This is a genomic window from Micromonospora sp. NPDC048843 (assembly GCF_040649965.1).
Taxonomy (GTDB): domain Bacteria; phylum Actinomycetota; class Actinomycetes; order Mycobacteriales; family Micromonosporaceae; genus Micromonospora; species Micromonospora hortensis.
This window is the reverse complement of record NZ_JBEZGJ010000389.1, coordinates 1-1105: the sequence shown is the minus strand read 5'-3', so window position 1 is coordinate 1105 and position 1105 is coordinate 1. Positions and strand designations below refer to the sequence as shown.

General features: G+C 67.1%; 1 protein-coding gene. It reads left to right on the top strand.

Features of this window, described 5'->3' with window-relative positions; translation table 11 throughout:
* Positions 1-51 precede the first annotated feature (51 nt).
* Positions 52-948: a serine hydroxymethyltransferase gene (locus AB0C20_RS36315; protein WP_357569734.1), complete on the top strand. Its 897-nt coding sequence runs from the start codon at positions 52-54 to the stop codon at positions 946-948.
* The last annotated feature ends 157 nt before the right edge of the window (positions 949-1105 follow it).

The window sequence follows — 1105 nt, the reverse complement described above, 5'->3', positions numbered from 1 at the left end:
GTCGGCCGCGGTCACCGGCGCGATCCGCTCGCACGATGTCCCGGCGACACATTGGCGCATGACCTGAACTTCTCCGGCAAACTCTACGAGGTCCATTCGTACGGCGTTTCCGAACAGGACCATCGCATCGATATGGATCAGGTGCGCAAACAGGCCCACGAGGTACAACCCAAGGTGATCGTGGCCGGCTGGTCGGCCTATCCCCGGCACCAGGACTTCGCGGCCTTCCGCGAGATCGCCGACGAGATCGACGCTTACCTGTGGGTCGACATGGCGCACTTCGCCGGTCTGGTCGCCGCCGGGCTGCACCCCTCACCCGTCCCGCACGCCGACATCGTCTCCTCGACCGTGCACAAGACTCTCGGTGGTCCCCGCTCGGGTCTGATCCTGGCCAAGCAGGAGTTCGCCAAGAAGCTCAACAGCGCGGTGTTCCCGGGCCAGCAGGGCGGTCCGCTGATGCATGTGATCGCCGCCAAGGCCGCCGCGTTCAAGATCGCCGGCACCGAGGAATTCAAGCAGCGGCAGGAGCGCACCCTGTCGGGTGCGAAGATCCTGGCCGAGCGGCTCACCGCCGCCGACGTCCGCGATCGCGGAATCACCGTGCTCACCGGCGGAACGGATGTGCACCTGGTGCTGGTCGACCTGCGTAACTCCGTTCTGGATGGTCAGCAGGGTGAGGATCTGTTGCACGAGGTCGGAATCACGGTGAACCGCAACGCCGTTCCGTTCGACCCGCGCCCGCCGATGGTCACCTCCGGCCTGCGTATCGGCACCGCCGCACTGGCCACCCGCGGCTTCGGCGACACCGAGTTCACCGAGGTGTCCGACATCATCGCCACCGCCCTGGCCGGCAACGCCGACCTCGACGCACTGCGCGCACGGGTCTCCAAACTGGCTCTGGACCTCCCGCTCTACGAGGGCCTCGAGGACTGGAAACTGCTCGGCTGAGGGCGGTGATCCGGTAGCGCTTTCGGCCCGGTGGGGCCGCGCTCAGGCCGATCGACGTCATCGTGACGCCGGTCGGCCTGTGTCGTTCCACGGGCCCGTGGGCAATGGTCGATCCTCGGCTGGCCGAATATCGTTGCCGCTCGGGCCGATTCGCGTG